The following is a 24154-nucleotide window of genomic DNA, read 5'->3' on the forward strand; positions in this document are numbered from 1 at the left end:
AAAACAGTACAGTGTAAGGTGAATAAGTATGAAAATTATTTATGCATTAATAAAAATAGTGGTGTTGCTGATATTGTTGCTGCTTGCTGTAAGCAATACACAAATGACTGCATTCAATTACTTACCCGGACAAACTGTCAATTTGCCATTAATTGTCCTATTACTGATATTTTTTATTATTGGTGCTGTTTTTGGTGTGTTTGCCATGTTTGGGCGATTATTACGTCTGCGCAGTCAGGTCAATCAGTTACAGGCTAAGCTCGATAAACAAATTAAGGCAGCCGCTCAGGCAGTACATACTGAAAATCTTGCCACTACTGCTACTCAGTCACAATCCGGTAATTCTGATCAGAAGAAAGTAAATAATTAATATGGATAGTAATGATTTCTGGATGTGGCTGGCACCAGTTATTTTGTTACCTGTATTTTTTGCTATGGGCTGGTTTGCTGCCCGGGTAGATATGCGGGCAGTGCTGAAACAGGCGAAAGCCATTCCGGAAGGATTTTATAAAAGTCTGGATGCCCTGGCTGAGAATAAAAGTGCGGTTGCAGTACGTGAGCTGGCTGAGGTTGTCGATCAGCAAAATGATGCCCGTCAAAGCACTTATGAGCTGCATCTGACATTAGGGAAGTTGTACCGTCAGCGTGGTGAAAATGATAAGGCCATCGCTTTACATCAGAAATTACTGGAGCTACCGGAAACTATCGCAGAACGTCGTGATATTGTCGCTTTCGAGCTTGGCCAAGATTATCAGGCCGCCGGTCTGGTAGACCGTGCCGAGCAGATTCTGGTTGGTTTGCTTAATGGCAGTAAAGCCAGACAGGCACGGCAGATATTGCTGAATATTTATCAGCAAGATCGGGACTGGGAAAAAGCCATTAAGCTGGCAGAAGAACTCAGTACCGGAGACCAGACTTATCAATTTGAAATTGCTCAGTTTTATTGTGAGCTAGCTCAGCTGGCTTTGTATCAGTCTGAGTACAATAAAGCACGTGAGTATATTTTTCAGGCTCTGGCAGTCAATCGCAAATGCAGCCGGGCTAATATGATTCTGGGTGATGTTGAACTGAAACAACAAAATTTTCAGGCTGCTGTAGATGCTTATAGCGCTATTGAAAAACAGAATTATGAATATCTCAGTCTGGTAGGTGAGCGTTTATATGATGCCTATGATGGAATGAATAAAGCCGCAGACGGTCTGGAAGTTTTAATTGGTTTTGCCCAGACGTTTCCGCAGCTGGATTTATCTGGTGTGATATATGAAAAGTCTTTACCTGTATATGGTGAAGACCGAGCTACCGAAATTGTTATTGATCTGGTGCGGCGTAAGCCTACTCTGACCGGAACTTACCGTTTACTCGGCGTTTTACAAAATACTATCAGTTCGAAGTGGAAAGCCGAAGTTGATATGATGCGTTCAGTAGTGGGCATGCAGATGCAAAAATCTGTGATGTACCGTTGCCGCCATTGTCATTTTAAATCTCAGGTATTCTTCTGGCATTGTCCGGCTTGTAATAAATGGGAAACATTTACGCCAAATCGTATTGATGTGTAGTTGGCTGATAAGTCTTATCAGTTGCTGAATATTTGGTCTGATGTACAGAAATTCTGCACACAATCAGTTACAGATGATTTTTAAAAATAATAAATGATTTTTAAAAATAATATGATATTAAATTAGGGTTTAATATCATAATTAAATTATTTCTATAAATAAGTCTTTAGCAATATATATGTGTATTGTTAAAGACAATATTGAATGATGACTTGCGGAATATGAATCCATTGATGCTTGATACTACTTTAATGAATCAGAAAGCTAAACCTGTCATTGTGGCACTGGATTTTGCCAATGCTGAAACAACGCTGGATTTTGTTCGTCAGTTGGACCCGGATTTGTGTCAGCTTAAAATAGGTAAAGAACTATTTACTGCTACTGGCCGCTATTTGGTTGAGCAGCTTGTATTACAAGGCTATCGGATTTTTCTTGATTTAAAATACCATGATATTCCCAATACCGTAGCGTCTGCCTGTAAAGTGGCTGCTGATATGGGAGTGTGGATGGTAGATATGCATGCATCGGGCGGCCGAAGAATGATGGAAGCTGCTGCTGAAGCTGTTAGTAATTGCAGCCAGCCGCCATTATTAATTGCAGTAACGGTATTAACCAGTATGACTCAGAATGAACTGGCAGAAATCGGTATAAGCTCATCTATAGAAGAAACAGTTATTCGTCTGGCTGAATTAACCCGGCAATCCGGTCTTGATGGGGTGGTTTGTTCTGCTCAGGAAGCATCTTTATTACGCGGACAGCTCGGGCAGGATTTTTTACTGGTTACGCCCGGTATCAGATTACAAAATTCAATTACAGATGATCAGCGGCGCATTATGACCCCAAAAGCAGCTCTAGCAGCAGGCAGCAGCTATCTGGTAATGGGCAGACCGGTAACGCAAAGTCAGAACCCGATTGAGTTGTTGCAAAAAATTAATAACGGTCTGATTTAAGCAGAAAAGTTTTGATAAAAAATAGCTGCTAACACATATATAGTTAGCAGCTATTTTATTGGTTGTATAAATTGGATTATCCGGTTAACTGTTTGCTAATCAGTTTTTTCACCGGAGGCAGATTATTACTGATACGCAATACCAATGAGCGCATCAGTCGGGCAGGGTGGCTGTCGTTAGTAAATAAAGACACCATAGCGTTAGTTCCGTGATACAGAATCCGGGTATGAGGCATATGCTGTCTCTGGTATTGAGCCAGTAATGTCTGACTGCCAATATCTTTTCCTTTAGAGACGGCTTCATTAATCAGTTTGGACAATATGCCTACTCCGCTTAGTCCAAGATTAAAACCATGAGCTGTTACCGGATGCATACCAACTGCCACATCTCCAATCAGAGCACTGCGCTGAGCATAAAATGCATTGGCATGGACGCCGACAAGCGGGTAATGATGAACAGTGCTAACCAAATGCATCTCACCTAGCTTGCCTTTAAGCTGCTGGGTAATATCAGCCGCCAATTCAGCGGGAGACATGGCCAGAATGTCACCTGCATGTTCATTATTAATAGTAACAACACAATTAGTGAGATTTTCTTCAAGTGGCAGTAGCGCAAGAGTACGCCCGTAATGGAAACACTCCAGTGCAGTATGCTGATTACTCAATGTATGCTTCATTCGGAAAACAATTACTGTACGCCCGAAATCGTGAATCTGAGCCGAAACACCCAACTGGCGGCGTGTATTGGAAAAACGGCTATCGGCAGCAACAAGTAGTTTCCCTTTGATTAGCCGGCCATCATCCAGCTTGGCTTCAATTTGATTTGCATGATCATTTTTTACATCAATAATACTATGGCCAGTAATAATATTTACATTATTAAAGGCTTTGACTGCTTCGTATGCAGCACGCCGGATATTATGATTACTGATTAAAAAACCCAGTGTATTGGCCGGTTTGCCGCGAGCCATTGTTGGCTGTTCAAAATGGAGCTGATAGTTAGAATAGCCGTTAATTACTTTAGCATCACGCAAAGGATAAATTTCATCTGGTGCAATTTTGTCCCACATATCTAACTGCTGCATTAATTCCTTTGAATAATGTGTCAGAGCAATTTCCCTGCCATCAAAAGGCGGGTGCGCCAGTACAGCCATTTCCTGTTTTTCAACTACAGTAATTGAAAGCCCTGATGGAGCTAAAGCGCGTGCCAGACTTAAACCAGCAGGTCCGGCTCCAACGATAATGACATCAGTTTCTTTATCTGAGTGTGAAGACACATTATTTGCTGCCATAAAATCCATTCCTGAATGAATATATTCAATACAGCGTTAGAATAACTGAAAATGAACTTGAATCCTATATCCGTTTGAAAGAAAGTTAATAAACGTCAAGCTTAACCCTTAAATTATTGCTCTGTTAAAATCATGGTAATAGGATTTATATATGAATGATTATACAAATGGTTAAAAACTCATTTCAGGATCAATTGCAGCAACTGGGTAAACAGGCTAAAGCGAAACGTCTGGCAGAAGAGCAGCAGGCAAAAGAAGTACAAAAGCGCCAGGCAGATGTCAATTTTGCTGAAGCGATCGGAAAAGATATTACGCCATTAAAGGCAAGAAATCAGTTTCAGCATCCGCGTGATACCAGCCCGATTAAATTGCGAACCCGTCAGGAAGAATCAACAGACGAAAGCAGCTATTTTTATGTTGGTGAAAATCAGAATGATACTGCACCGCCAGTATTCAGTAAAAATGGTCGCGGTACGGCTGATATTAAGCGCCTGCAGGCGAAGCAATGGCCTATCGTAGCTTATGTGGATTTACATGGCTATCGTCAGGATGAGGCCCAGGAAGTACTGAATGAATTTATAGATTATATTCAGCAATATGGAGTAGTAGGTGAAATAGTTCATGGCAGCGGACTGGGATCAAAGGATTATCAGCCTGTATTGAAAACACTTGTACGCCGCTGGTTAATGGCACACCCCGAAGTGCTGGCTTATGCCCAGCCAAATGAGCGTAATGATGGTGCAGTATATGTGCTGGTTAAAAAGAAGCATCGTGCGTTTGAACGGGAATAAATTTGTATTTAAGTACCTGTCTTAACCCCTTAGCATAAAATAAAAGTGAAAATCAACAGAATCAGGTTAAACCGGATATTAGTATTAAGTTATTATCATAGAAAATGTCTGATTTTTTGTTTGATTTATAATTAAAAAAATAGGTTATGTTTTTTAGTATAAAAATCTGTATTGGTAATTTTCAAAATTGGTCTCGGCAAGATGATAAACATTAGCCTGACCAAATGGATTCAGTATATGCGGCAAAAAATGCCAACACAGGCATCATTATTTTCGTCTCCATGGTTTAAACCATTTGCACGCTGGTTTGACAGGCCATACTACTGGCAGCTCAATCGAGAACGTGCTGCCTCTGCTGTAGCTGTTGGCATGTTTTGTGGTCTCATGCCCGGACCTACCCAAATGCTTACCGCTCTGATAGTGGCTTATGTGGTACGCACACATTTACCCGTGGCACTTTTAACTACACTGTATACGAATCCGCTAACTTATATACCCTTATATTACTGTGCTTATCAGATTGGTGAGGGCTTATTATATGGTCAGTGGGGCAAAGCCATGCCTGAACTGCCAGAGTTTAAATTAGGTCATCTCGGGACTGAATTATGGCAATGGCTGATTCAGTTTGGTAAGCCTTTACTTTTGGGTGTGCCAGTATTGGGCATGATACTCGCAACCCTCGGATATATTGTGGTCTGGAATGGCTGGCAGTGGTTTGCACGCAGACATGTGACCACCATTCAGAAATAAAGACATGCAAAGATCATTAACGGATAACGAGTTGAGGTTGGTCAGAAAGTTTCTGGGTAATGCAGCAGACTGGACAAAAGTGCAGATAGTATGTGATGCATGGTGGCTAGTACATCCGCATGCTGCCATAACGTGCGGAAATCATATTATTTTTCCGGCGGCATATTATGTTGATGATTTTACTCAGTTAGATTTGAGTATGCAAGGCTGGCTGATGCATGAGCTTATGCATGTCTGGCAAAGCCAGCATGGTTTTCCAATTTTATTTGCCGGAGTTTGTCTTGCACTTAAAGCAGGCTACTATCAGGCTCGTGCCTACCGGTATCCGCCTCCGGAAACAATTATCAGCCTTAATCAGCTGAATATGGAGCAACAGGCGAATATAGTACAGCATTATTTTCTGGCATTGAGCGGTGATAAACGGTATCAGCACTCTCTAGTGGATTTTCGTCGCTTGCTTAAACCGCTTATCAGACATCCGGATAATCGTAGTCTGTTACCGCATTATTAACAGCCGGCTTTGGCCGGTTATTTTAGATAACTCTTAACTGTTATAATCCACACTTGTTTTATTGCCGGAGTGATACATGTCTGTATTTGAAGCAGCAGCGCAGCAACTGCAAACTGTACGTGATTTTTTACGCTTTACTGTGAGTCAGTTTCAAGAGGCAGAATTATTTTTTGGTCATGGAAATGATAATGCCTATGATGAAGCTGCCTACCTGATTTTACATACCTTACATTTGCCACTGGACACATTAGAGCCGTTCCTTGATGCCCGTTTGCTCGACACAGAAAAGTCACTGCTGCTACAGCTTGTTCAGCGCCGTACCAGTGAACGCATACCAGTGGCTTATCTTACCCATCAGGCATGGCAAGGTGCATATGAATTTTATGTTGATGAAAGAGTAATTGTGCCGCGTTCATTTATTTATGAGCTTTTAGGTGCACCGCTTCATCCATGGATTGAATATGATGAACTGGTACACAGAGCACTGGATTTATGCACGGGCAGCGGTGCACTGGCTATTCAGATGGCGCACATTTATCCGGATGCGATGATTGATGCAGTAGATATCAGTCTTGATGCGCTTGAGGTAGCAGGTATGAATATTGAAGACTATGGATTAGAGGATCGAATCAATCTGATTCATACCGACCTGTTTACCGGTATTGATACAACTTATGATTTAATCGTGTCAAATCCGCCCTATGTTGATGCCGAATCAGTCGCACAATTGCCAGAAGAGTATCTGCATGAGCCAGAACTGGCATTAGGCAGCGGGATTGATGGTCTGGATGCTACTCGGCAGATTATTCAGCAGGCTGCCAGATATCTTAACCCAAAAGGGGTATTGCTGGTTGAAATCGGGCATAATCGCGAAGTACTGGAGCAGGCATTTCCGGAATTGCCATTTACCTGGATGCCTACCAGTGGCGGAGATGGTTTTGTCTTTTTGCTGACACGCGAACAATTGTTAGGTGAAGCATAGATTAACTGTGATATATCTGGTTAGATTGTTCAGAAGTCCGCAAATTAAGACTTATGCCACGATGTAAAAGGCTTTCTGACCAGATTATTATTGTAATATCTGGGATCATCCGATACTTCCTGTCCTATCCAGTCTGGAAAAATAATATGCTCATCAGTGTGGTTTAATTCAACTTCAGCCACAATCAGGCCTTGATTCACACCTAAAAATTCATCAATTTCCCAGATAAGTCCATTTAAAGGTATGCGGTAACGGTATTTTTCAATTATTGGCTGCTCTGCCATATGAATGAGCATATGTCTGGCATCTGCAACCGGAATTGAGTATTCAAATTCAGTACGAGTAATGCCACGATTTGTGCTTTTAATCGTTATCCATGCTTTATCATCACAAATACGGATACGTACGGTTCGTTCTTTAACCGTCGATAAATAGCCCTGACAAAGATGCTTAGCTGATGCCAGATTCCGCCACGCATTGCCTACTACCAGAAATTTACGTTCAATTTCCTGTGCCATAATAAAATCTTATGAATCAACCTATATGCCAAAAAGCACCAGAAACTGTTTGGTAGTAAACTGGTGCACAGATTTGTGTCAGGCTGAATAATAACAGTTATGATGCAAGTCTGTTAGCAATTGCATTAAACATTAAAGATGCTTCCAGTGGCTGTTCCAGAAAAGAGGGCTCTGCTTTAGGCCAGGTAGACCATTGTACAATAACCAGCTTCTGTTTCTGATTAACCATAATAATCTGTCCGTAAATTCCTAAAGCCCACATGCTGTCCTGACTGTTCAGCCCTGTTTTTGGAGAAACATCATTTACAGTAGCCGGTACACTATTATTCCACCATTCATAGCCATAACTTCCTTCCGGATGCAGTTTGCTGACTGAATTTTTCGCCTGATTCCAGTTACGGGAATCTTTAACCCAGTTTTTAGGTAAAATCTGCCTGCCATCTGGCAGCGTACCATTATTCATTACGAAGAGGCCAAATTTACCCCAGTCTTCAAGCGTAGCATTAAATCCGTGTGCACCCACATCATGTTGTCCCACAGTATAACTGTGCCACACACCATCTTTGCTCATACCGAATGGTTGCCATATTTTATTCTGTAGATATCGGGCAATACTTTCACCAGTTGCTTTTTCCAGTGTGTCTCCTAGCAGCCATGCACCACCGGATGAATAAGACCATGCTTTACCGGGCTTAGCATATGATTTGCGGCCGGGTGCTTTTACCAGACTGTTAACGCAGGTATAAGTATCAGGATTGGCCTCACATTGAGTAAGTTGTGAAAAATCTGATTTCGGATCAGTGTAATCTTCGTTCCAGTTCACACCAGAAGTATGCTGAAGCAATTGACGAATCGTCACGTGCTCCCATGCTGTTCCCCGCACATCAGGATTATATTTAACTATCTCATCATTCAGTGATTTGATTTTACCTTCTTTCAGAGCAATACCTACTAGTGTAGAAACCACCGATTTACCCACTGAGCGTGATGTCCAGAGTGTAGTAGGATTATTACCATTGGCGTAATAATCCCATACTACTTTGCCATCTTTAATTACCATCATTCCGGTTACATTATTACGCTTTAAATAATTTTTTAGCAGATATGACTGACCGTGAATCTGATAATTTACATTAGACAGATTTTGAGGCGCTCTGGGCAGTGGCAGGCCATGAGCAGCGTGAAAAACATCACCGGGATAAGAGCGATAGTCATTACGAAAGCCAATTGCCCGTTGTTGCTGATTCCAGCTTAACATGTTTTTGACATCCGGTAATTTTTTGTCCAATGGAGCAGGGCAATTGTTGAGACCTAATGATTTACAGCTATTTGGCGTAGTTGCTGCATGAATATTAAAACTGGTAGTTAAACACAGAGTTAATAAAGCAGTTTTAAAAGTTTTATTTATCATTTTCATAAAATATTCTGTACATTATTTAAATCGTCAAGTATAGATAAAGTTAAAAATTCAGAAATTATCAGATTAATGCTTCCAATAATTTTAGATAATACCAATATAGATAAAAGGTAAAGCTAATTTAGAGGTTAAAAAAAAACCTGCTTTACAGCAGGTTTCTCAATTAATAATCAGGCAAAAGTCAAAATACCATCCTGAGCCGTTAACATAATTGTACTGTTAGGAGCATAGTCTCCAGCCAGTAATTCTTTAGCCAGTGGATTTTCGATTTCGGTCTGAATAGCCCGTTTCAGAGGACGTGCGCCATAGACCGGATCAAATCCCACCTTAGCCAGTACATCCAAAGCGGCATCATCAACCTGTAAATGTAAATCCATTTTTTCCAGACGCTGACGCAGACCGGCAAGCTGGATATTAGCGATAGCACGAATATTGGATTGGTTAAGACTATGGAATACAACAACTTCATCAATACGGTTAATCAGTTCAGGGCGGAAGTATTGTTTAACTTCATCCATTACTACTGCCTTAATCGCAGCATAATCATCGCTTTCCATTTTCTGGATTTCCTGACTGCCAATATTGGAAGTCATAACGATAACCGTATTTTTGAAATCAACTGTACGTCCCTGACCATCAGTTAAACGACCATCATCCAAAACTTGTAACAAAATGTTGAATACATCCGGATGAGCTTTTTCAACTTCATCCAGCAAAACCACACTATAAGGATTGCGGCGTACCTGCTCAGTCAAAAAACCACCTTCTTCATAACCAACATAGCCGGGAGGCGCACCAATCAAACGCGCAACGGAATGTTTTTCCATATATTCCGACATATCTACCCGAATCAGATGGGTTTCGCTATCAAACAAAAAGCTTGCCAGAGTTTTACACAACTCTGTTTTACCTACACCGGTGGGGCCGAGGAACAAAAAGCTGCCATAGGGTTTATTCGGGTCTGATAAACCGGAGCGTGAGCGGCGGATTGCATCTGCTACAGCGCGTACAGCTTCATCCTGTCCCACTACACGTTCATGCAATACTTCTTCAATTCTCAATAGTTTTTCCCGTTCACCGGCCATCATTTTGGATACCGGAATACCGGTCATACGCGAAACAATTTCGGCAATTTCTTCTGAGCCTACTTTAGTGCGTAACAGCTTGTTAGGCTGATTATTCTGTTGCCCGTTGTCAGCAGCCTGTAACTGGGATTCAAGCCGGGGTAATTCTTCATACTGGAGCTTGGCCACTTCTTCCCATTTACCATTACGCTTAAGCGCATCCATCTTAACTTTTAGCTGATCAATCTGCTCTTTAATTGTAACGCTGCCTTGAGCTTTGGCTCGTTCCGCTTTCCAGATTTCATCCAGATCAGCAAACTCACGCTTAACATTATCCAGCTCTTCATCTAGCAGTGCCAGACGTTTTTTGCTGGCTTCATCATCTTCTTTCACCAGAGATGCGCGTTCAATTTCCAACTGTATTTCACGGCGTTTAAGCTTGTCCATACTTTCAGGCATAGACTGGCTTTCAACTTTAATTAATGATGCAGCCTCATCAATCAGGTCAATGGCTTTATCTGGTAAAAAACGGTCGGTAATATAACGATTAGATAATTCAGCAGCAGCTACTATTGCCGGATCAGTGATTTCTACGCCATGATAGATTTCATAGCGTTCCTGTAAGCCACGTAAAATGGCAATGGTATCTTCAACTGTTGGTTCTTTTACCAGTACTTTCTGGAAACGGCGTTCCAGAGCAGGGTCTTTTTCAATATATTGACGATACTCGTCCAATGTTGTCGCACCGATGCAATGCAATTCACCCCGCGCAAGAGCCGGCTTGAGCATATTACCTGCATCCATAGCACCATCGGCTTTACCAGCTCCTACCAGTGTATGTATTTCATCAATAAAAATAATGGTATTGCCTTCGTCTTTAGCCAGATCATTAAGTACTGCTTTCAGACGTTCTTCAAATTCACCCCGGAATTTTGCACCGGCAATCAAACTAGCCAGATCCAGCAAAAGCAAACGCTTATTTCGCAAAGAATCCGGAACTTCATTATTCACAATTCGTTGAGCCAAACCTTCAACAATGGCAGTTTTACCTACACCCGGTTCACCGATAAGTACAGGGTTGTTTTTAGTACGCCGTTCAAGCACCAGAATAGTGCGCCGGATTTCATCATCTCGCCCGATTACGGGATCCAGCTTACCCGAACGTGCTTTTTCAGTCAGGTCGGTTGTATATTTTTTCAATGCTTCACGTTGATCTTCTGCGTTAGGATTATCCACACTTGCGCCTCCGCGAACGGCATCTATCGCCGAATTCAATTTATCTTCTGTAACACCAGCCTGTTTCAGAATACGTCCGCATTGTCCGTTTTCCTGAACAGCACCAAGCAAAAACAACTCGCTGGCAATATAAGCATCATTACGTTTAATAGCAGCTTTATCCATCAGATTGAGAATGTGCTGCAATTCAGTACTGGGTAGAATTTCACCCCCCTGACCGGATACTCTGGGTAAACCATTAATAGTAGAGTCAACCTGCTGTTTAACCTGTGCAACATTTGCACCAGCCTGGGTAAGTAAAGCAGCACAGCCGCTATCATTATCATTCAGTAAAGCCTTCAATATAAATACGGCTTCCAGATAACCAGCATCCTGTCCTAAAGCAAGACTTTGTGCATCTTGTAAAGCTTGCTGAAACTTTGCGGTAAGCTTATCGAATCTCATCAAAATTTCCTTTAGTTATATTTTCATTAACAGATATATTGGTATCAGAAAATTAATGTCAAGTACCAGTATGGATAAATATTTTGATTAGATTTAAATTCTTGATTTATAAAAAATCAACCTAAATATATTTAATATTTTTTATTTATGTTTATTGAAGAATTCAAGTCTCAATTTCCTACTTTGTATAATTTTATAGTGCATCATCAATATTATTGAAACAAAATTTATACAAATAGAAATTGTGAGCGTTTGTCAGGATGCTTTTAATTCAAAACGTCTGGAGCTACTGAACTTGAATTTCAATTATGTTGTTTTACTTTTTCAATTTACTTAATGAAGTAAAATTGTTTTAAAAACATATATATATGATTGGTTATTTTTATTATTCAGCCTTTATTATCATTTCAAAGTCCTTCAGAATTTCACAATTTTTGTGAGTATATCTGTGGATAACTATAAAAAAACAAGGTGAATCAATCCAATTTAAGCGTGATTAATTTTTGTGCAATTGCTTTGCTTATATCTCTAATATTTTGAGAAAAAAGTACTTGAAATTTTGATTCAGAATTTTAAATTTCTCTATTCCCGTATTTGTGAGAATAAAGATAAATTTTTTAACGAATGTAATATCAGATATTTAGATTAATAATATCTGAATAACTTAAATATTAATTCAATTTCTCAATGCTAATTTCTGTAAATGGTGTAAAATTTAGATATTGAGATTTTTTTAATATATGAGCCATGAGAACTGAAGAGTTTAATAAATGCCGTGAATTTCTTGAAGGGCAAATCATGCGAACTCCTGATAATAAAGAGTTGATTGCTACTTATCAAAAATTGCTCGAACTGAAAAGCATTTATGATACAGAAATTCATATATCAATGCTGGATAAAAAAGCCCGGAAAATGGAGTTTCAGCAACATGTTCAGACAAGTTTATCTTCAGGATCCAGTAGTACTGAAGATAATCCCGAGCTGAAAGATGGTAATTCCAAATATACTGAACTACAACAAAATCAACCTAATTCGATGTCAAATCAAACAAACTGGTATAACTATCAGCGAATCAAGCATCATGATTTCGGGAATAGTTAATTAGTTTCACATGGTAGAGTATAAAAAATATGTCTATGATATGTATGTTAAAATTGTAAAATAAAAGTTTCATGATATCGACGCAAAACTTTTATTTTACATATCACAATTATTTGCTGTATCTTTTAAAAACTATAGTAAGAATTTAGTTTTTTTATAAGTAGATAATCTTTCGTATAGAGTAGTCATTTCTACTAATATTTTCTAGCTAAGACAGTCTATGCAGTTTTCTGCTATTTATCCCATTAAAGCATTAATATCAAAAATTTTTTTGATAATTGGCAGAAATATTGCCAACCAAGAATAGTGAAATGAGTGGTAAAAATTATTTATTTCATTATGCAATTTACTTAGACTTATTCTTATAAAATATTCTAATATTTTGGAAATAACTGTGATCAGCAGGTTAAAGGTTTTGCTTAAGGCTTATCAGCCTTTATCTCAGCTTTTTTACAATCTACTTTTCCTTTTTAATGTGTAATTCAATGCAGTATTTTATTTTTTATCTTCAACCTTAACCTAGATAAATGAAATTTGAATAAAATTATCCTAATAATTTATCCGTTTTATAGCTACTTAGTCTGTTAAAGTTGATTAGCGTAGGACGGCATGCCGTAAACGGTGCAGAAAGACTGTTTCTGCGCATCGCTAGGGGATTCTGTACATAAGTGTTACGCATAGCTGACGGATGGATATGACAGAAAGACAATGGCAAGTCTACAGTGCATCGGCAGAGCGAACGACTAGGCAGTTAACCTGAAGTTTCGTTGACCGAATCCTACCGCGAAATCAGCACGTTCATTGTCGAACTGAGTAAGCATGAAGACGTGTCACAGCGCGCCAGCCATGAAAGCGAAATTCGGAATATAGCCGCGAACAGGCGAAGCAAGCAGACCGTCCGGCGAAGGTGCGTGCGGCGATACTCGAAAGCAATGACGTTGCCGCTGTCATCTTTCATTCGCGCGGCTTCCTTGTGGGCTTAAATGCCAAAACCCATTCGAAGCTTCGTTACGATACGATGGAACGTTAGGTTTCAGACGTCCACAAGCGCATGACAGACTGCATAGCGCTTCGGGAACTTGCGTTGAAGTTCGACAAGGCCATCGGCAGCATTCGCAGCAGCTTATAAAATAGGCGTTTGTTTCGAAAGCTTTAAAGCGCGTTCGCATGTGAATTCACAGTACCAGAAGGACTATGCACGACTTTCATACCGGGCTTATTTCGTCTAGCTGCGGTTGTTTAGCCCCAAATCGCTTTCTTGGCTGATTCGCTCAGAACGTCTACAACAATATCCCGAACACCCGATGCGATAGACTTTCCAGCCTTGCCCATTACCTTCTTGAAGCGAAGCGACGCAACTTGTGTCTTCGGGCTGTCTTTCGTAAGCTCGGTCAAGTCGGAACGGAACTGTTGCATTTCTTCGGGGGATAGATCTGCCCCAACTTCGACCAACTCAACGGCACTTGCAATCTTTCGTTCAGTCCAAGGGAACGCTTTACCGCAGTTGTGGCAGAACGCTGGTGGTTTGTAGAAGACACCGATGACTACTGCGTGATCATGTTTAAATTCGCCCCGAATAAATTCGCTGCAGCTAGGACAATTCATGATGGTCGCTTCACCACACTTCGAACAGAATGCTTCTCGTTGTTCGGGGTGTCGATCTGCGGCACTTGTTGTAACATGCCCGTTCAAACAAACTTGAGCGATTTGATAAGTACCCATATCTTCCCTTCTCGGTAATGCACGCTTTTTATAGATTTTTATGTGAGATAAAACTAATATTAATTAGTTAATTGTTTATTTTATTTATTATTTGGCGGAAGCGGTGAGATTCGAACTCACGGAGGGCTATCAACCCTCGACGGTTTTCAAGACCGTTGCATTAAACCGCTCTGCCACGCTTCCGTCTTTGAAGATGCGCATAATAGACGATTAATACGGATTTGCCAAGTGTTTTGTATAAGCAAACAGCGAATTTCTGGTTAAATCATTCATTTTATTTTTGATTAAATTTAGTGATGGCTGTTTTCATCACGCAGAAATACCCACTCTGTTTCACTGGATGAAGCTTTATCATAATAATAGCCATCATAATCGAATTCTTTTAACTGTTCCGGATCTGTTAGTTGATTTTCTGCCGCGAAGCGCATAAACAAACCTCGCGCACGCTTGGCATAAAAGCTGATAATTTTATATTTACCGTTTTTTTGATCTTTAAAAACAGGTGCAATAACAGGTACAGATATTTTTTTAGTATTTATTGCTTTGAAATATTCTTGTGACGCGAGATTAATAAGTACTTTATATTCTTCTGACTGTATATTCTGTTCAATGGTGTTGGTAATGATGTCTCCCCAGAAAGTATATAAATCTTTGCCGCGAGCATTTTTAAGTTTAATACTCATTTCTAAACGGTAGGGCTGAATTAAATCTAAAGGTTTAAGAACACCATATAAACCTGACAGGATAGACATATGTTGTTGCAAATAATCTAATGCAGATTCAGTTAAATGCAGCGCATCCAAGCCTTCATAAACATCACCATTAAAAAGATATACAGCCTGTTTGGCGTTTTCAGGTGTAAAAGGGGGCTGCCAGTTATGATAACGTTCGGCATTTTGTAAAGCGAGTTTATCGGAGATACTCATAAGAGTAGCAATTTCATGGGGAGCCAGTTGTTGTAGTAATGGCATTAGTTGTTGTGCCTGATCCAAAAGTTTAGCTTGCGTATACTTTTTTGTAGGTATCTCTACTGATTCATTTAATTTTTTTGCAGGTGAAATGACAAAATACATTTTTTATCCTTGTTTTCAATTATTTTTCCCAATATATATAATTTATCAAAATGTATGATAAACATATACTGAGGTGTTGCTATTTGCTTGATGTATGAGGCTTAAAATAAAGAATATAGTATTCTTTATTTATAAAAGCCGGTTATTTGCACAATTATAAAAAAAGCGGCACAATTCTTTACTCAATATTTATAGATAAATTAAACAATCATGTCTACTTTACAATTGCATCCTGAAACTATCGCCATCCGGGGTGCTAAGGAACAAACTCCCTATAATGAACACAATTCTGCACTGTTTCTGACCAGTAGTTTTATGTTTGAAAATGCAGAAACTGGTGCATCTTTATTTGCCGGTTCTACACAGGGTTATACTTATACACGTACTAATAATCCTACTGTTGCGGCGTTTCAGGCAAGGGTGGCTCAGCTCGAACAGGGAGAGGCTGGTCTGGCAACGTCTACAGGAATGGCTGCAATCAATGCTACTTTTCTTGCTCTGTTAAAAGCTGGCGATCATTTGGTAGCCAGTAAAAGTTTGTTTGGAACCACGATTGGATTACTGAATAATATTTTGCCACGTTTTGGGATTGAAGTGACACTGGTAAGTCAGACTGATATTACTGAATGGCGGTCCGCTATCCGTCCTAATACCAGAATGCTTTTTGTTGAAACGCCGTCTAATCCGCTGAATGAACTGGCTGATATTACTAAACTTGCAGAAATTGCACATAATAATCAGGCTATACTGGTTGTTGATAACAGTTTTTTATCGCCGGCTTTGCAACAGCCGCTGCGACTGGGGGCAGATTTATCAGTAGAGTCTGCTACTAAAGCGATTGATGGTCATGGGCGTGTAATGGGAGGAGTTATCTGCGGCAGTGCTGCATTGGTAAACGAAATTTTTTTACATGTCCGTACTACCGGCGAAGTGTTGTCACCTTTTAATGCATGGATACTTCTAAGTGGTTTGGAGACTTTGTATATCCGCATGGAAAAGCAGTGTGCTAATGCGCTGGAAGTTGCTCAGTTTCTTTCAACTCAACCACAGGTAATAACGGTACATTATACTGGTCTGTCTAATCACCCGCAGAAATCACTGGTGCAAAAGCAACAGCAAGGTGGCGGAATTGTTGTAGCTTTTGAGGTTAAAGGTGGTGAAAAAGCTGCCTGGCAGGTAATTGACATGTTAACTCTGTTTAGTAAAACCGGAAATCTGGGCGATGTTAAATCAACTGTCACTCATCCATGGACGACTACACATGGCCGTATGCCTCCGGAAGCCAAGCTGGAAGCCGGAATTCAGCCCGGACTGATTCGCTTATCTGTCGGTTTGGAGCATGCCTCTGATTTGAAAGCTGATTTAGCTAATGCATTAAGTAAGATAAATATTTGATGTATTGAAAATAATTTTCAGATTAATTTAAACAGCTATTAGTGTATTGTATACATGGTATCTAATTATCATATAGTCAGTTAGTTTTATTTTACTATTGCATTGATAGCTGATTAGCTATATTTTATATAGAAACCCGATAATAAAAGGAAACCATAATGAGTAGTGATTTAATTGTTCATGTAGGTGATGGCAATTTTGATAAAGAAGTTTTGCAGGCGAATGTACCGGTACTACTGGATTTCTGGGCTCCCTGGTGTGGGCCATGCAAAATGATTGCGCCTATTCTGGACGAATTGGCTTCGGCTTATCAAGGTAAGCTGAAAATTGTGAAACTTAATGTAGATGAGAATCAGGATACTCCTGCTAAATTTAATGTTCGTGGTATACCCACATTAATGATATTTAAAGATGGTGCCAGTGTTGCTACAAAAGTTGGAGCTTTGAATAAAGGACAACTGGAAGCATTTATCAATGCATCTATTTAATAATTTCTAACTAAATTAAGAATTATTTCGTGCTTTTGAAAGACTAAATCATATATAAGCCAAATAAATAGCTTAATATGATTCAGTTTTTCAAAAGCAAAATTTTTTATTATTTGTATTTATCTATTATTTTGTAGCTGGCAGGTTTTTCAAAATTTTCTCTAATCCATTAACTGCAAGTTTATTTGTATAAACTGAATAAATATTCTTATAATAAAGTTTTTTACTGGATTAATATAAAAATATATTTAATGTCTTATAATTTTATTATTTATTGAATTTAAATAATAATTAATCCATCACCAAAACATATAATACTATCGCTATCAATATTTATAATACATAAAATATTTGTTTATGTATTAATCTTGAGCTTAATTAAAATTGTGTTTATAAAACTTCATTTAATACTTTTGTTCATGCTATGATGTTTTTTGTGTCCTGTGTAAATATGGTGTAAATCAAAAATCCGATAATTAGTGAAATATAGTTATATTTGTAAAATTGAACAGAATATTTTATTAATTTGACATTTTGAAAGCATAATATTGTTCTAATAATGCTTAAGTTTGATTAATGTTTTATTTTTTTGTTTAAATTAATGTAATTTAATTATATTTTTTCTTATTTTAAGTATTTGGGAACTTTATTGTGTACGTAACACGGGTTTTGTTAGAATGATTTTGTGATATTTCATTCGGAATTAAACGAAAGCGAGTACGCTATGAATCATAAATCCAATATGTCAGTTTCTCCACCAAATGCTGATCAATCCAGTGCATTAAATAAAACGTTTATAATTGCCTGGTTTATTTGTGCTATTTTTTATTTTGTACAATATGCATTGCGCTCGGCCCCAAGTATTATGCAGGCTGAAATTATAGACACTTTGCATATTTCTAAAGTTGAAATGGCTGGCATTATCGGTCTGTATTTTTATTCATATGCTTTCTTTGCGCTGGTATCAGGTGTGATGCTGGATCGTATCGGGCCGCGTTTTACTGCCTCGTTGGGTATTATTTTAGTTGCTATTGGTTGCGTACTATTCTGTTCCGGAACAGTTATAACTGCTCAATTCGGTCGATTCCTGCAAGGTGCAGGTTCCGGACTTGCTTTTACCAGTGCAGTATTTCTGGCCACACGCGGTTTTCCGAAAAAATGGCTGGCAACTGCTGTCGGTATGACTCAGTGTTTCGGTATGCTTGGCGGATTTATGGGACAAGCTGTTGTATCGCCGATTATTAAAAATCAGGTGCTGACATGGCAGATGTTCTGGATAGTGGCTGCTGGTATACTGGTTGTAGTTTTCTTTGGCTCAGTGTTATCTACACCACGTACTCGTGAAGGTAAAATTGACTGGAGTGGTTTAAGCCATCCTTATATTGTGGTATTGAAAAATCCACAGTCTTACATTTGTGCTTTCATCGGTGCCATGATGTTCCTGCCTACCAATGTTGGTAATATTGCATGGGGAAATCAGTTTTTACAGGACGGACTGATTGCTAAAGATGATATAGCCTTACGTTTGGCAATGGTTCCGCTAGGCTGGGTAATTGGTTGTCCGATTTTAGGTTATTTATCTGATGTAATTGGTCGCCGTAAGCCAGTTGTGATGGGTAGTCTTATTGCTATGGGCATTACTGGTGGTTTTATTGTTTACTTGCCTGATGTTATGCCGCCTTTTGTGATGGGTTTATTATTCGGTATTGCTTCCGGTGCGGCAATGATCCCTTATACGATGATTAAAGAAGTGAATCCTGATGAAGTTAAAGGTACAGCTACTGGTGTGATTAACTTTTTCGTATTTGTGATTAGTGCAATTATGACCAATATGTTTAATATTCTGATTGACCATCTGACAAAAGCAGAAGGTCAGCTGAATTTGAAAGTTTTCCAAACTGCTGACTATGTTTTTGTAGGTGGTTTGATTCTGGCATTTATCATGACAATGTTTGTTCGTGAAACTGGCAGTCAGGCTAAAAAATAATGTTTGAGCGGATATAATAATCGGCTTTAAATTTAAAACGGCTACTTTATGTAGCCGTTTACTTATATATATTCTAAGTCAGAAAATTATTGGACTAAAGAAAATTCAGTCCCAGTTTAAGTCTGGATTTTGAGCAATAACTGCTTTGAACTGAGCGATAATATTATCTAAAGCTTGCTGATTATCAGCTTCAAAGCGTAATACTAGTACAGGAGTGGTATTGGAAGCTCTCATCAGCCCGAATCCATCTTTAAATTCCACACGCAGTCCGTCTATAGTGATGCGCTCAATCTCATTTTCAAATTGTGCATTTTGTGCCAGACTGGAAATAATTTCATGTCCGGTTTGTCCGGCCGGAACAGCAATATTCAGTTCTGGTGTAGAAACTCCTTCAGGTAAATCATTCAAAACAGCAGAAGGATTTTCATGTCTGGATAAAATTTCCAGCATACGTGCGCCGGCATATAATCCGTCGTCAAAGCCTAGCCAGCGTTCTTTAAAGAATACGTGACCACTCATTTCACCGGCTAATAATGCATTGTGTTCCTTGATTGCTGCTTTGATAAAACTGTGACCAGTTTTGCTCATGATAGCTTCGCCACCATGCTGTTCAATCCAGGGTTTTAATAATCTGGTGGATTTTACATCATAGATAATTTTTGCTTGCGGATTGCGTGCGAGAACATCAGCAGCAAAGAGCATTAGCTGACGGTCAGGATAGATAATCCGTCCATCTTTTGTTACAACACCAAGACGGTCACCATCTCCATCAAAGGCTAGTCCGATTTCGGCATCGCTTTTTTGCAGTACCTGAATTAAATCCTGTAAGTTAGCAGGTTTAGCCGGGTCAGGGTGATGATTGGGAAAATTGCCATCTACTTCGCAAAATAATTCCTGTACTTCACAGCCCAGAGCGCGATATAAATCGCCGGCATAGGCTCCAGCCACACCGTTTCCGGCATCAATAACGATTTTCATTGGTCGCTGGAGCTGAACATGATTAGTTATATAATTAATATATTCTGATGCAATAGGTAAGGGAACAACATTACCGGTATGTTCAGATTGAGCGGCAAGCTCGTCGGATTCGATAATTTTACGTAAAGCCTGAATATCATCTCCAGCCAGAGTAGTACCTGCCAGCATCATTTTAAAACCATTATAGTCAGGTGGATTGTGACTGCCTGTAATCATGATACCGCTGCCTTGGCAATGTTCAACAGCTGCAAAATACAACATTGGTGTGGCAACCATACCTATATCGATTACATTGATACCGCAGGCAGTGATGCCCTGAATCAGACTTGCTGCCAGAATCGGACCGGACAAACGGCCGTCACGTCCTATTGCAATCTGATCAACTCCTTTGCTGAGGGCTATTGTGGCAATAGCACGGCCAATCAGTTCGGCAGTATCTTTATTCAGTGAAACATCTACGATACCGCGGATATCATATGCTTTGAATATGCCGGCATCTATCTGTTTGGTATTCATGTGTTTTTCCTTGTTTGTTCCTGTATTTGAATCTAGGTATGTTTATATTTAATTGGTATTTGATGATATAACCGGAATATTAGTGCAACAATTAAGCTTTATTGCCGGGTGTAGGTAAACCAAAATGACTATAACTTAGTTCAGTGGCCATGCGTCCCCGCGGCGTGCGCTGTAAGAATCCTTGCTGAATTAAATAGGGCTCGATAACATCTTCGATGGTATCAGTTGATTCACCAATTGCCGCGGCAATATTATCCAAGCCGACAGGTCCGCCTGAAAATTTATATAAAATTGCTTCCAGATATTTACAGTCCATAACATCCAGTCCAGACTGGTCAATATCCAGCATTTTTAAGGCTGCATCTGCTGTAACGGCATTTATTTCACCCTGATGTTTTACTTCTGCATAATCTCGTACACGTCTGAGCAGACGATTAGCGATACGCGGTGTACCGCGGCTGCGTCTGGCTATTTCTGCCGCTCCGGTATTATCAATTTTGAGTTGCAGCAGCTGAGCCGATCGGCTCACAATCGTAGTTAAATCTGCATTATTATAAAATTCCAGACGTGAAACTATACCGAAACGATCTCGCAATGGATTAGTTAACATGCCGGCGCGTGTAGTTGCTCCGACCAGAGTAAATGGCGGGAGATCGATTTTGACTGAACGCGCAGCGGGTCCTTCACCAATCATGATATCCAGCTGATAATCTTCAAGTGCCGGATACAATATCTCTTCTACTACAGGATTCAGCCGGTGAATTTCATCAATGAAAAGTACATCATGCGGTTCCAGATTGGTAAGCAGTGCGGCCAGATCGCCTGCGCGTTCGAGTACAGGTCCCGATGTCTGACGTAAATTGACGCCAAGTTCATGAGCAATAATATGTGCCAGAGTGGTTTTACCAAGTCCCGGCGGACCAAACAATAAAGTATGATCCAGAGCTTCGTGCCGTATTTTTGCTGCCTGAATGAATATTGAAAGCTGCTCTTTGGATTTGTGCTGACCTATATAATCTGATAACGCACGCGGACGCAGAGCTCGTTCGAGTAGCTCTTCCTGTGCTGAAGCTGTCTGCGGGCTGATGACGCGTTGTGGCTGTGCGCCTGATAGTTGGTCTGTTTGTAACATGAGTAAATAAAAAAATAAATTATATCAATATTGAACTGAAACCTGAGTAAATGGAAAACAGACTAAGTAAAGTTATGATTTTAAACAGGTGTACACATGCTGGCAAAAACCTGAAAATATTCTGGGAAGGTCTTATTGACACACTGCGGATCATCAATATAAACAGGTGTTCCCAGTAAACTGATAAGTGAAAAACACATAGCCATTCTGTGGTCATCATAAGTGCTAATATGAATATCTGAATGTAATTTTGCCGGTGGTGTAATACTGATACTGTCTTCAGTCTCTAATACTGTGGCACCTAGTTTACGTAATTCGCAAGCCATGGCATTGATTCGATCAGTTTCTTTAACACGCCAGCTGGCAATACTGCGAATATGACAGGTACTTTTGCTGGCAAGAGCGACGATAGCCAGTGTCATAGCTGCGTCAGGGATATTATTAGCATCAATATCAAAAGGCAGAATGTTCTGATGTGGGGCACGGGATATTTCAATAAATTGTTTACCCCAGTGTACAGTTGCTCCGATTTTTTCAAGCTCTTGCACAAATGCTACATCACCTTGAATACTTTGATTGTCTATGCCATTGACACGAATAGGTTCTCCTGAAATTAAGCCGGCAGCAAGAAAGTAGGAAGCACTGGATGCATCTCCTTCCACATAAATTTGAGCCGGAGCATGGTAACGTTGTCCTGCATTCAGTCTGAATGTCTGATAATGATCATGTTCAACGTCTACTCCAAACTGTTTGAGCAGATTCAGAGTAATTGCGATATAAGGTTTAGAAATTAATTCACCTGTAACTTCGATAGTATACTTTTTACCTGTTAATGGTAGAGCAATGAGTAATGCAGTTAAAAACTGGCTGGAAACATTACCTTTAACACTAATATGATCAGTATTCTGTTGCCGGATTTCATGAATTTGTAATGGCGGAAAGCCGTTTTGTCCTTTATACTCAATCTCGGCGCCTGTCATTCGCAATGCATTAACCAAATCGCCGATAGGACGTTCATGCATACGATTTACACCATGTAAATAATATTCACCGCCTGTTATCGCCAGTACTGCTGTTAATGGTCTGAATGCAGTACCTGCATTACCAAGAAATAAATCAGCTTTCTGTTTAGGGAATTTACCCTGACAACCATATATTCTGATATTTAAACCAGAGTTAGTACTGTTTACGGGAAGATGTTCAACTCTAACGCCAAGTGTTTTCAGTGCTTCCAGCATATAGCGGGTGTCATCTGAATCAAGTAAATCATAAATTTCACTGACATTATCCGCCAATGCAGCAAGGAGTAAGGTGCGGTTGCTGATACTTTTGGAGCCGGGCAGATTAATACTGGCAGGATGACAGGTACAGGCTTTTAAATGCAAGGTCTTCATGTATAAATTGGTAAATTTGAAGTATTTGATTGAAAGTTTATCAGTTAATTGTACTGTGGGATATGCATATCAATCGCAAACAGGATAAATATACATAAAATCGGGAACCATGAAGGAGTATAATTTAGCTGAGCAGCAGTAATATTGGTTATAATAGCAAATATATTAATATATTAATTTAGTAAGTATAAATATGAATTTTGATTGGCGCTGGTCTATACCCAGTACAGTTTGGTTATTAATGATACTGGCTGTTCCTTTTGTTCAGCAATTACATATCAATCCTGACTGGGTATCCTATGTAGAAAATACACAAACCATTTTTCTGCTATTTTGTTTTTTATTTACTTTACTTTCAACTTTATGCAGTGGTTTAAAAGGAAAAGAAAAAGCATTCTGGCTCTGGGCATCATTATGGTGGCTGGTATTGCTGGGTCGTGATCAGAACTGGGGCAGGCAAACTTTTTCCGGATATTCTCATGCTGTGTATCATGGAATTGCTGCTGTACTGATTTTAGGCCTGATTTTAATGTTGCTGTGGCCGCAGCTACGTGCAGGAATCCAGTATTATTACCATCAACCATTTCCTGTATGGAATTTCCTTTTGGCTGCAGCCGGCTTTCTGCTGGCTGATGCAATTGAGCGTGGCCGATGGATTGCACAGTTTATTTTGTTAAATCCGGTTTATGATGATATGCTTGAAGAATTGTATGAATGTCCGTTTATGCTTGCATTATTTACTGTCTCTGCAGTATTGCAATGGCGAACAATTATGCAGATGAAAAGATCTTTAAAGCAGGTTAAGGTGTAATATTTCATTGATTCAGATAAAAATTGAGCCATCAGAGTTTGCTAACC

The 24154-nt window shown here is 39.6% G+C and carries 21 protein-coding genes and 1 tRNA gene; 12 read left to right on the plus strand and 10 right to left on the minus strand.

The features are described 5' to 3' along the window. Positions 1-28 precede the first annotated feature (28 nt). From H3V11_RS08645 to pyrF, 3 genes are all read left to right on the plus strand, one after another. Positions 29-370: a lipopolysaccharide assembly LapA domain-containing protein gene (locus H3V11_RS08645; protein ID WP_025330836.1), complete on the plus strand. Its 342-nt coding sequence runs from the start codon at positions 29-31 to the stop codon at positions 368-370. Position 371: 1 nt separating this feature from the next. Further along, complete coding sequence (lapB, locus tag H3V11_RS08650) at positions 372-1556, plus strand: lipopolysaccharide assembly protein LapB (protein WP_025330835.1); 1185 nt, start codon at positions 372-374, stop codon at positions 1554-1556. Positions 1557-1777: 221 nt separating this feature from the next. Continuing rightward, a complete protein-coding gene (gene pyrF, locus H3V11_RS08655; RefSeq protein ID WP_198224391.1) occupies positions 1778-2506 on the plus strand; it encodes an orotidine-5'-phosphate decarboxylase in 729 nt (242 codons plus the stop codon). Positions 2507-2582: 76 nt separating this feature from the next. Here pyrF and ubiM read toward each other — a convergent pair whose 3' ends face one another. Beyond that, positions 2583-3797: a 5-demethoxyubiquinol-8 5-hydroxylase UbiM gene (ubiM, locus tag H3V11_RS08660; protein WP_198209148.1), complete on the minus strand. Its 1215-nt coding sequence runs from the start codon at positions 3795-3797 to the stop codon at positions 2583-2585. 167 nt (positions 3798-3964) lie between these two features. Here ubiM and H3V11_RS08665 point away from each other — a divergent pair, with 167 nt between their 5' ends. The 4 genes from H3V11_RS08665 (at position 3965) to prmB (ending at position 6831) form a co-directional block, all read left to right on the plus strand. Continuing rightward, positions 3965-4588 (plus strand): Smr/MutS family protein, encoded by a 624-nt coding sequence (locus H3V11_RS08665; RefSeq protein WP_084551285.1) that lies wholly within the window; start codon positions 3965-3967, stop codon positions 4586-4588. A 237-nt stretch (positions 4589-4825) separates the two neighbouring features. Further along, on the plus strand, positions 4826-5338 hold the full coding sequence (locus H3V11_RS08670) for a DUF2062 domain-containing protein (RefSeq protein WP_198211082.1): 513 nt from the start codon (positions 4826-4828) through the stop codon (positions 5336-5338). Between the two features lie 4 nt (positions 5339-5342). Further along, positions 5343-5849 carry a type IV secretion protein Rhs gene (locus tag H3V11_RS08675; RefSeq protein ID WP_144235722.1) on the plus strand — a complete coding sequence of 169 codons (507 nt, stop codon included), beginning with the start codon at positions 5343-5345 and terminating at the stop codon, positions 5847-5849. Between the two features lie 76 nt (positions 5850-5925). Continuing rightward, a complete protein-coding gene (gene prmB, locus H3V11_RS08680) occupies positions 5926-6831 on the plus strand; it encodes a 50S ribosomal protein L3 N(5)-glutamine methyltransferase (protein WP_198190040.1) in 906 nt (301 codons plus the stop codon). 44 nt (positions 6832-6875) lie between these two features. Here the strand turns inward: prmB and H3V11_RS08685 are convergent, their stop codons facing one another. The 3 genes from H3V11_RS08685 to clpB all read right to left on the minus strand — a co-directional run bounded on the left by H3V11_RS08685 (position 6876) and on the right by clpB (position 11510). Further along, positions 6876-7349, minus strand: coding sequence for a CYTH domain-containing protein (locus tag H3V11_RS08685; protein ID WP_198224393.1), 474 nt, complete (start codon positions 7347-7349; stop codon positions 6876-6878). A 97-nt stretch (positions 7350-7446) separates the two neighbouring features. Beyond that, a complete protein-coding gene (locus tag H3V11_RS08690; protein WP_198224395.1) occupies positions 7447-8766 on the minus strand; it encodes a serine hydrolase in 1320 nt (439 codons plus the stop codon). A gap of 170 nt (positions 8767-8936) precedes the next feature. Then, positions 8937-11510, minus strand: coding sequence for an ATP-dependent chaperone ClpB (gene clpB, locus H3V11_RS08695; RefSeq protein ID WP_037395109.1), 2574 nt, complete (start codon positions 11508-11510; stop codon positions 8937-8939). Positions 11511-12308: 798 nt separating this feature from the next. On the opposite strand from clpB, the gene H3V11_RS08700 reads away from it, so the two are divergent. Next, positions 12309-12611 carry a hypothetical protein gene (locus tag H3V11_RS08700; RefSeq protein ID WP_100125493.1) on the plus strand — a complete coding sequence of 101 codons (303 nt, stop codon included), beginning with the start codon at positions 12309-12311 and terminating at the stop codon, positions 12609-12611. A 1239-nt stretch (positions 12612-13850) separates the two neighbouring features. Here the strand turns inward: H3V11_RS08700 and H3V11_RS08705 are convergent. The 3 genes from H3V11_RS08705 to yaaA form a co-directional block, all read right to left on the minus strand. Continuing rightward, positions 13851-14333, minus strand: a complete 483-nt coding sequence (locus H3V11_RS08705) for a DUF2321 domain-containing protein (RefSeq protein WP_198224397.1) — start codon at positions 14331-14333, stop codon at positions 13851-13853. 92 nt (positions 14334-14425) lie between these two features. After that, positions 14426-14516: transfer RNA gene (locus H3V11_RS08710), tRNA-Ser, on the minus strand. A 107-nt stretch (positions 14517-14623) separates the two neighbouring features. Then, positions 14624-15406, minus strand: a complete 783-nt coding sequence (gene yaaA / locus H3V11_RS08715; protein WP_084553117.1) for a peroxide stress protein YaaA — start codon at positions 15404-15406, stop codon at positions 14624-14626. Between the two features lie 210 nt (positions 15407-15616). Between yaaA and H3V11_RS08720 the strand changes: the two genes are divergently transcribed. The 3 genes from H3V11_RS08720 (at position 15617) to H3V11_RS08730 (ending at position 19276) form a co-directional block, all read left to right on the plus strand. Next, a complete protein-coding gene (locus tag H3V11_RS08720; RefSeq protein WP_198224398.1) occupies positions 15617-16801 on the plus strand; it encodes an O-succinylhomoserine sulfhydrylase in 1185 nt (394 codons plus the stop codon). Between the two features lie 158 nt (positions 16802-16959). Next, positions 16960-17289: a thioredoxin TrxA gene (trxA, locus tag H3V11_RS08725; RefSeq protein ID WP_037395093.1), complete on the plus strand. Its 330-nt coding sequence runs from the start codon at positions 16960-16962 to the stop codon at positions 17287-17289. Positions 17290-18031: 742 nt separating this feature from the next. Next, a complete protein-coding gene (locus H3V11_RS08730; RefSeq protein ID WP_198209166.1) occupies positions 18032-19276 on the plus strand; it encodes an MFS transporter in 1245 nt (414 codons plus the stop codon). Between the two features lie 105 nt (positions 19277-19381). On the opposite strand, the gene H3V11_RS08735 is transcribed toward H3V11_RS08730, so the two are convergent. The 3 genes from H3V11_RS08735 to aroA form a co-directional block, all read right to left on the minus strand. Further along, entirely contained in the window at positions 19382-20770 is a 1389-nt protein-coding gene (locus H3V11_RS08735; RefSeq protein ID WP_198224400.1) for a phosphomannomutase/phosphoglucomutase, read from the minus strand. Positions 20771-20861: 91 nt separating this feature from the next. Next, positions 20862-21902, minus strand: coding sequence for a Holliday junction branch migration DNA helicase RuvB (ruvB, locus tag H3V11_RS08740; protein ID WP_025330817.1), 1041 nt, complete (start codon positions 21900-21902; stop codon positions 20862-20864). Positions 21903-21982: 80 nt separating this feature from the next. After that, positions 21983-23296 (minus strand): 3-phosphoshikimate 1-carboxyvinyltransferase, encoded by a 1314-nt coding sequence (aroA, locus tag H3V11_RS08745; RefSeq protein ID WP_198224402.1) that lies wholly within the window; start codon positions 23294-23296, stop codon positions 21983-21985. A gap of 193 nt (positions 23297-23489) precedes the next feature. On the opposite strand from aroA, the gene H3V11_RS08750 reads away from it, so the two are divergent. Beyond that, positions 23490-24107, plus strand: coding sequence for a hypothetical protein (locus H3V11_RS08750; protein WP_198224405.1), 618 nt, complete (start codon positions 23490-23492; stop codon positions 24105-24107). The last annotated feature ends 47 nt before the right edge of the window (positions 24108-24154 follow it).

This window comes from Snodgrassella sp. W8158, assembly GCF_016100435.1.
In the GTDB taxonomy this organism is placed as follows: Bacteria; Pseudomonadota; Gammaproteobacteria; order Burkholderiales; family Neisseriaceae; genus Snodgrassella; species Snodgrassella alvi.

Coding starts and splice junctions, on each gene's coding strand:
- H3V11_RS08645 (WP_025330836.1), top strand. CDS start 29: ATGAAAATTATTTATGCATTAATAAAAATAGTGGTGTTGCTGATATTG.
- lapB (WP_025330835.1), top strand. CDS start 372: ATGGATAGTAATGATTTCTGGATGTGGCTGGCACCAGTTATTTTGTTA.
- pyrF (WP_198224391.1), top strand. CDS start 1,778: ATGAATCCATTGATGCTTGATACTACTTTAATGAATCAGAAAGCTAAA.
- ubiM (WP_198209148.1), bottom strand. CDS start 3,797: ATGGCAGCAAATAATGTGTCTTCACACTCAGATAAAGAAACTGATGTC.
- H3V11_RS08665 (WP_084551285.1), top strand. CDS start 3,965: ATGGTTAAAAACTCATTTCAGGATCAATTGCAGCAACTGGGTAAACAG.
- H3V11_RS08670 (WP_198211082.1), top strand. CDS start 4,826: ATGCGGCAAAAAATGCCAACACAGGCATCATTATTTTCGTCTCCATGG.
- H3V11_RS08675 (WP_144235722.1), top strand. CDS start 5,343: ATGCAAAGATCATTAACGGATAACGAGTTGAGGTTGGTCAGAAAGTTT.
- prmB (WP_198190040.1), top strand. CDS start 5,926: ATGTCTGTATTTGAAGCAGCAGCGCAGCAACTGCAAACTGTACGTGAT.
- H3V11_RS08685 (WP_198224393.1), bottom strand. CDS start 7,349: ATGGCACAGGAAATTGAACGTAAATTTCTGGTAGTAGGCAATGCGTGG.
- H3V11_RS08690 (WP_198224395.1), bottom strand. CDS start 8,766: ATGAAAATGATAAATAAAACTTTTAAAACTGCTTTATTAACTCTGTGT.
- clpB (WP_037395109.1), bottom strand. CDS start 11,510: ATGAGATTCGATAAGCTTACCGCAAAGTTTCAGCAAGCTTTACAAGAT.
- H3V11_RS08700 (WP_100125493.1), top strand. CDS start 12,309: ATGCGAACTCCTGATAATAAAGAGTTGATTGCTACTTATCAAAAATTG.
- H3V11_RS08705 (WP_198224397.1), bottom strand. CDS start 14,333: ATGGGTACTTATCAAATCGCTCAAGTTTGTTTGAACGGGCATGTTACA.
- yaaA (WP_084553117.1), bottom strand. CDS start 15,406: ATGTATTTTGTCATTTCACCTGCAAAAAAATTAAATGAATCAGTAGAG.
- H3V11_RS08720 (WP_198224398.1), top strand. CDS start 15,617: ATGTCTACTTTACAATTGCATCCTGAAACTATCGCCATCCGGGGTGCT.
- trxA (WP_037395093.1), top strand. CDS start 16,960: ATGAGTAGTGATTTAATTGTTCATGTAGGTGATGGCAATTTTGATAAA.
- H3V11_RS08730 (WP_198209166.1), top strand. CDS start 18,032: ATGTCAGTTTCTCCACCAAATGCTGATCAATCCAGTGCATTAAATAAA.
- H3V11_RS08735 (WP_198224400.1), bottom strand. CDS start 20,770: ATGAATACCAAACAGATAGATGCCGGCATATTCAAAGCATATGATATC.
- ruvB (WP_025330817.1), bottom strand. CDS start 21,902: ATGTTACAAACAGACCAACTATCAGGCGCACAGCCACAACGCGTCATC.
- aroA (WP_198224402.1), bottom strand. CDS start 23,296: ATGAAGACCTTGCATTTAAAAGCCTGTACCTGTCATCCTGCCAGTATT.
- H3V11_RS08750 (WP_198224405.1), top strand. CDS start 23,490: ATGAATTTTGATTGGCGCTGGTCTATACCCAGTACAGTTTGGTTATTA.